Genomic DNA, 6628 nt, shown 5'->3' with positions numbered 1-6628 from the left:
GCGTGTTCACGCCCACCGAGGCCTCGGCGGTGGCGGTGTTCTACGCCCTGGTGGTGGGGGTTTGCTACCGCGAACTGTCGCTTTCCACCCTGGTGCCGGTGCTGCGCCAGAGCGTGATCTCCACCGCCGCGGTGATGCTGATCATCGCCGCCGCGGCGCTGTTCAGCTTCTTGATCAGCCGCTCGGGGCTGCCCGGCGAAGTCGCGGCCTGGGTGACCCGGGTGTTCGACAGCCCGTGGGCCTTCCTGCTGGCGGTGAACGTGCTGCTGCTGGTGGTGGGGATGTTCATCGAGACCGGCGCGGCGATCCTGGTGCTGGCCCCGATCCTCACGCCGATCGCCATGCAGTTCGGGGTTCACCCGGTGCACTTCGGCCTGATCATGGTGGTCAACCTGGCGCTGGGCATGATCACCCCGCCACTGGGGGTGAACCTGTTCGCGGCCTGCGCGGTGGCAAGGATCTCCATCGACGAGATGCTGCCATGGCTGGTGCGCTTCTTTCTGGTGGTGCTGACCTGTTTGATGGCGATCACCTACATGCCATGGATCTCTCTGGGCCTGGTCGATCTGCTGTACTGAATAGAATGAATAAATGAACTATAGAAGGAGAGAGCCGATGTCGAGCAATACACCTATGCCACCACAAGGGGCATTGATCGGGGGGCAATGGGTGACCACGCAAGCGACCCTCGACGTTGAGGCTCCGGCACGCGGCGAGACGCTCACCCGCATCGCTCGCAGCCAGTCCGGGCAGGTCGATGAGGCGGTGCGCGCGGCGCGCCAGGCATTCGATGGCCAGCTCGGGGATTGGGCAAGCTACGCCGCCCGCCGCCGCAGTGAGTGGCTGCTGGCCTTCGCCGCCGTGATCGAGGCCAATCACGAGTCGCTGGCAACGCTCGAGTGCCAGGATACCGGCAAGCCGATGTCCCAGGCACGCGGCGACATCAAGGCCTGCGCGCGCTATTTCCGCTTCTACGGTGGTGCGGCCGACAAGTTGCATGGCGAGACGATTCCGTTCGACAACGACTTCGCGGTGATGACCTTGCGTGAGCCCTATGGGGTCTGCGCGCAGATCATTCCCTGGAACTATCCCGCGCAGATATTCGGTCGCTGCGTGGCGGCGGCGCTGGCGGCCGGCAACACCGTGGTACTCAAGCCCGCCGAGGATGCCTGCCTGAGCGTGCTGCGCCTGGCCGAGCTTGCCACCCAGAACGGCCTGCCGGCCGGAGTGTTGAATGTGGTGCCGGGCCTGGGCCGTGAGGCCGGAGCGGCACTGGCCGCCCATGCCGGCATCGATCATCTGTCGTTCACCGGCTCGCCCGAGACCGGCACCCTGGTGACCCAGGCGGCGGCGATGCACCATGTGCCGGTGACCATGGAACTGGGGGGCAAGTCTCCCCAACTGGTGTTCGCCGATGCTGACCTCGACGCCGCTGTCGATGCGGTGGTGCGAGGCATCATCCAGAACGCCGGCCAGACCTGCTCGGCGGGCAGCCGCCTGCTGGTGCAGCGTGAGGTGGCCGAAGGCGTGATCGGGCAGCTGGTGGAGCGTTTCAGTGCCCTGCGCTGCGATGCAGGCGAAGCCGATGCGGACTGTGGCCCGCTGATCAATGCCCGGCAGAAGGCCAAGCTCGAGTCGCGACTCGGTGCGGCCGAGGCCGATGGCATTCGTGTGGCCGCACGTGGCACCCTGGCCCAAGGGGCGCCGGCGAGCGGACACTTCGTTGTGCCGCACCTGCTCACCGAGATCCCGGATGGCCACGAGGTGCTGCGTGAAGAGTTGTTCGGTCCGGTGCTGGCCGTTCAGATATTCGATGACGAAGCCGAGGCACTGGCGCTGGCCAATGCCACCGATTTCGGCTTGTGCGCCGGGATCTGGACACGCGACGGTGGCCGTCAGCTGCGCCTGGCCAAGGGCATACGCAGTGGCCAGGTGTTCGTCAACAACTATGGGGCAGCGGGTGGCATCGAGTTGCCGTTCGGCGGCGTCGGGCGCTCCGGCCATGGCCGTGAGAAGGGCTTCGAAGGCCTGAGAAGCTATACCCGCATCAAGACGGTGGCAATTCGCCACGGCTGAGGCGCCGAGAGCCGAGCGTGCGCCTTGGTGGGCCACGCTCGGCTTGCACCATGTTCGGCATGCATCATGTTCGGCAACCGCCACGTGCGACTGACGTGGTGAGATCGTTCCCCTTTTATTTCTTATACCGTTATCTTGGTGTTGGGAGGTCTGATATGCATCAACCCCGTCGTGTCGGCATGGTCGGCATTGGCCTGATGGGCCATGGCATCGCTACCAGCCTGCTGCGAGCCGGCCATTCGCTGGTGTTTCTCGATCATCCCGGCAACCAGCCCGTCGACGACCTGCTGGCCGCCGGTGCCGAGGCGCGTGGGACGAGCCGCGAGGTGGCCGAGGCCGCCGAGGTGGTGATCCTTTGCGTCACCGGATCGCCCCAGGTGGAAGCTGTGTTGTTCGAAGCGGGCGGTGTGCTCGAGGGCCTGGCGCCCGGCAGCGTGGTGGTCGACTGCTCGACGGCGCTGCCCAGTTCCACCGCCAAGGTGGCGGCGCGCGTCGAAGCGGCTGGCGGCCGGTTCATGGATGCAGCCATGACGCGCACGCCCAAGGAGGCGGCGGAAGGGCGGCTGAACCTGATCGTCGGTGCACCCCAGGCGTTGTTCGAGGAGGTGTTGCCGCTGCTCGAGGGCTTTGCCGAGAATATCGCCCATGCCGGTGAGGTGGGGGCGGGACATACCCTGAAGCTTCTGCATAACTACGTCTCGCTGGGCTTCTCGGCGGTACTCGCCGAGGCCACCGCCGCGTCACGTCGCGCGGGCATCGACGATGCCGCGTTGCTCGAGGTGCTGGGCAAGGGTGGGGGAGCGGGTGTAGTGCTCGAACGCCTGCGCCCCTTCATCGCCGAAGACGACCCATCGGGGTTCCGTTTCAGTGTCGCCAATGCCAGCAAGGACCTGGGCTACTATCACGCCATGACCGACGAGCTGGGCGTGGCGCGGGGCGTGGCCGCCGCGGTGCATGCGCTCTATTCGGGCATTGAGGACGATTCGCTTGCCGTGCCCGAAGTCATCCGCGTGCTGCAGGATTCCCAACGACATTGACCACAGGAGGTGGCCTTGAACGTCCTTGCCTCGCTCTCTCACCGGCAACAGGGGTTACTGCTGACCGGTGGTGGTGCGCTGATCATGTCCCCCGATGCACTGCTCATCAAGCTCGCCGATCTTCCCGATGCCGAGATCCTGATGTGGCGCGGCTTTCTCTCGGGATTGGGCTTTCTGCTGATCGCCTTGATGCGTCATGGGCGCGGCACCATCGCGGCCTATCGTCGTTGTGGCTGGACGGGCATCGCGGTCGCGCTGCTGTTCAGCCTGACCACCTGCGGCTTCGTACTGGGCAACCAGTACACCAAGGCCGGCAACGTATTGTTGATCCTGGCTGCCTCGCCGATCATCGCTGCGGCGTTCTCCTGGTTGATCCTCAAGGAGCGGTTGCCGCGACGCACCTGGCTCGCCATCGCCTTGTGCATGGTGGGCATCGGCATGATCGTGATCGACGATACCGGGGTCGGCTCATGGGTCGGTAACGCCTTCGCGCTGCTGGCGGCCACCACGCTTGCCTTGAACTTCACGCTGTGCCGTCGGCGCCCAGGCATCGACATGAGCCCCATGCTGACCTTCAACGGCCTGCTGGTTGGCACCGGGGGGCTGATCGTATGGTTGTCGCACGGGGAGATCGCGCTGCCCCCGGCCAACAGCCTGGCGCTGGTGGTACTGCTGTGTCTGTTCATCGTGCCGTTCGGCGTCACGCTGCTGCAGCGTGGCCCGCTCTACTTGCCGGCCGCGGAAGTGGGGTTGCTGTTGTTGCTCGAGGTCGTCATCGGCACTCTTTGGGCGTGGTGGCTGCTCGGGGAGCGACCGGCGGCCATCGCCCTGGTTGGCGGTAGCCTGGTGCTTGGCACCCTGGTGGTGAAGGGGCTCTACGAACGGCGCCTGGAGCGACGAGTCTTGGGGGTAGGTACCTGAACCGGTGCCTGCTGGGCACGCTGAAGGCGAGGGACTTTCGTCAAGGACCCGCCCTGGAGATTCAGCCCTGGAGGGTCAGGTGCTGACCGAGTGTGCTCGCACCGGCTTCGATGCCAAGCGCACTGGCGGTGCCCGCGAGTACCGCCTGGGCGGCCAGAAACGCTTCGTTGGGTCGGCGTCCGCGTATGTGCTCCATCAGCAGACGGTGGCGTTCCAGGCTCTCCTCGGGTTCCGAGGTCTGCACGTTGGACATCGAGATCAGCAGGTAGATCGAGGGGCGCAGGATATGCGAGAGCTGCGCCCAGACGATGTTGTGGGTGGCCTTGAAGATGGCGGCGTGGAACGCTACGTCATTATCACTGTGTCGCTGGCGAATCTCGGGATCGTCGACATGGTGCAGGGTGCGCCGCATGCCCTCGAAGGCATCTTCGATGGCGACCAGGTCGTGTGCGGTGGCGCGCCTGGCGGCGGTCATCGCCACATAGGGCTCGACATCCAGCCTGAATGACAGGATCTCGCGCTGGATCATCGGGTTCGGTGCCGCATAGCGCGTCATCCACTCGGTAACGGCGGGGTCGAGAATCTGCCAGTCGGCATACTCGCGGACCTTGGAGCCATGACCGGAGATGCGTTCGATGATGCCGGTGTCGACCAGTTGGCGCAGGTCGCTGCGGACCGCCGAACGGTTGAGCTTGAAGCGCTCGCAGAGGTCCAGCTCACGGGGGACGAAGTCGCCTGGCTGGTAGGCGCCGGAGAAGATCGCCTCGGCGAGGTATTCGCTGATGCTCGGCCGGGGGGCGGTGCGGGATGGGGTCCTGGCGGATGGCTTCACGGGCGGGCTCGTAGTGATTCCAGCGGGAAAGGGTCAGGCAAGCTGCCATGGCCACCATGCCGGGTCAACCATCAGGCGTGATCCGGCATGGCGGGCATGGGCGCTCAGAGCGACTTTGCCTCAGTGTCGGGGGTGTCGGTTTCGAAGCGTAGCGGATTGCGCAGCGGCCGCCCCAGTGTCGGAAGCTCGATCTCGAAGCGGTCGCCCTCGCGGGTCTGGATGCCATCGGCGAAGCTCAGCGTGGCGGTGCCGAAGAAGTGCACGTGCACGTCCCCCGGCCGGCGAAAACCGGCGTACTTGAAGTGGTGATGCTCAAGGTTGGCCAGACTGTGGGCCATGTTGGCCTCGCCGGTCAGAAACGGCTTCTCCCACAGCGTTTCGCCATTGCGCACGATGCGACTTACGCCCTCGAGGTGTTCGGGAAGCTCACCTACTAGAAGCTCGGGGCCGAAGCTGCAGGCGCGCAACTTGGAGTGGGCGAGCCATAGGTAGTTGAAGCGCTCGGTGACGTGGTCCGAGAATTCGTTGCCGATGGCGTGGCCGACCCGCCAGGGGGTGCCGTCGTCGGCGATCACGTAGAGCCCGGCGAGCTCTGGCTCTTCGCCGGCATCCTGGGCGAAGGCGGGCACCGGGATGTCGGCCTCGGGGGCTACCACGCAGCTACCATCACCCTTGTAGAACCACTCCGGCTGGGCGCCGGGCTGGCCGGGTTCGGGTTTGCCGCCTTCGAGGCCCAGGCGGAACATGCGCATCGAATCGGTCATCTCCTCTTCGCTGACCTGCGCCTTGGCATGCATCGCCGATCGCGTGTCGGCACTGCCCAGGTGAGTGAGGCCGGTACCGGTGACCAGGCAGTGGGCCGGGTCGGGATGGGTCAACGGTGGCAGGAGATGACGCTCGGCGATCAGCGTCGGGTAGTCGAGGCGCGTCTCGGTGAGCGAGGCCTCGACGATATCGGCCAATGGCCTGCCCGCCTCGATGGCGCGGCGCGCCAGGGTCCAGGTGTCACTCTCCAGCAGGTGGACCTGCTGGTCGCTTTCCACCAGGGCGGCACGCACCTGGCCTTGATGTTGGCATTGAATCAATCGCATCGCCGATATCTCTCGCGTTGAAGGCTCTGTTTGTGTTGCGGTGGCCAGCGGCCACCGTTCGATACTCAATACGCGACTCTCGGTACTCGCTTATCAGTAGAGCAGATCGACCAGCCCCAGGGAGATCCATGGCATGTAGGTGATCGCCATCAAACAGGTCAGCACCACCAGAAAGAAGCGCACCAGCCATGGCAGCATCTCGTCGATGGAGATCCGTGCCACCGCGCAGGCCGCGAACAGGTTCACCCCCAGTGGCGGGGTGATCATGCCCAGCGCCAGGTTGACCACCATGATCAGGCCGAAGTGCACCGGGTGAACCCCGAACTGCATAGCGATCGGCGTGAGGATCGGGGCCAGCACCAGGATCGCCGCACCGGTCTCGATGAACATCCCCACCACCAGCAGCAGCACGTTCACCGCCAGCAGGAAGGCCCACGGGCTGTCGAACACCCGCGTCACCCAGGCCGCGACTTCGCCGGGCAGCCCCGAGCGGCTGATCAAGAAGCTGAACAGCGCCGCGGCGGCGATGATCAGCATCACCGCAGCGGTGGAGATCACGCTCTGGCGCAGCACCGGCACCAGGGTGGAAAGCGACAGTTCGCGGTAGCAAACCCCCACCACCAGGGCGTAGAACACCGCCACCGCCGAGGCCTCGGTGGGCGTGAACACGC

General features: G+C 65.5%; 7 protein-coding genes. 4 read left to right on the top strand and 3 right to left on the bottom strand.

Annotated features, from left to right (window positions below; all coding sequences use genetic code 11):
* The 4 genes from C6V82_RS17915 to C6V82_RS17900 form a co-directional block, all read left to right on the top strand.
* Nucleotides 1–578 (top strand): TRAP transporter large permease subunit (locus C6V82_RS17915; protein ID WP_146157046.1); only part of this gene is annotated, 578 nt, incomplete at its 5' end.
* A gap of 37 nt (nucleotides 579–615) precedes the next feature.
* On the top strand, nucleotides 616–2076 hold the full coding sequence (locus C6V82_RS17910) for an aldehyde dehydrogenase family protein (protein WP_102586487.1): 1461 nt from the start codon (nucleotides 616–618) through the stop codon (nucleotides 2074–2076).
* Between the two features lie 155 nt (nucleotides 2077–2231).
* The gene (locus C6V82_RS17905; protein ID WP_102586488.1) at nucleotides 2232–3113 is read left to right on the top strand and encodes an NAD(P)-dependent oxidoreductase; all 882 of its coding nucleotides are present in this window, start codon (nucleotides 2232–2234) and stop codon (nucleotides 3111–3113) included.
* Nucleotides 3114–3128: 15 nt separating this feature from the next.
* The gene (locus tag C6V82_RS17900; protein ID WP_102586489.1) at nucleotides 3129–4034 is read left to right on the top strand and encodes a DMT family transporter; all 906 of its coding nucleotides are present in this window, start codon (nucleotides 3129–3131) and stop codon (nucleotides 4032–4034) included.
* Nucleotides 4035–4095: 61 nt separating this feature from the next.
* Here the strand turns inward: C6V82_RS17900 and C6V82_RS17895 are convergent, their stop codons facing one another.
* The 3 genes from C6V82_RS17895 to C6V82_RS17885 form a co-directional block, all read right to left on the bottom strand.
* A complete protein-coding gene (locus tag C6V82_RS17895) occupies nucleotides 4096–4866 on the bottom strand; it encodes a FadR/GntR family transcriptional regulator (RefSeq protein WP_229843256.1) in 771 nt (256 codons plus the stop codon).
* 104 nt (nucleotides 4867–4970) lie between these two features.
* Entirely contained in the window at nucleotides 4971–5957 is a 987-nt protein-coding gene (gene araD1, locus C6V82_RS17890; protein WP_107164752.1) for an AraD1 family protein, read from the bottom strand.
* 93 nt (nucleotides 5958–6050) lie between these two features.
* A partial coding sequence (locus C6V82_RS17885; RefSeq protein ID WP_146157046.1) for a TRAP transporter large permease subunit occupies nucleotides 6051–6628 on the bottom strand: 578 nt, incomplete at its 5' end.

Origin of the sequence: Halomonas urumqiensis (genome assembly GCF_003028575.1) — a bacterium.
GTDB lineage: Bacteria > Pseudomonadota > Gammaproteobacteria > Pseudomonadales > Halomonadaceae > Halomonas > Halomonas urumqiensis.
This window is presented reverse-complemented; position numbering and strand designations above follow the sequence as displayed.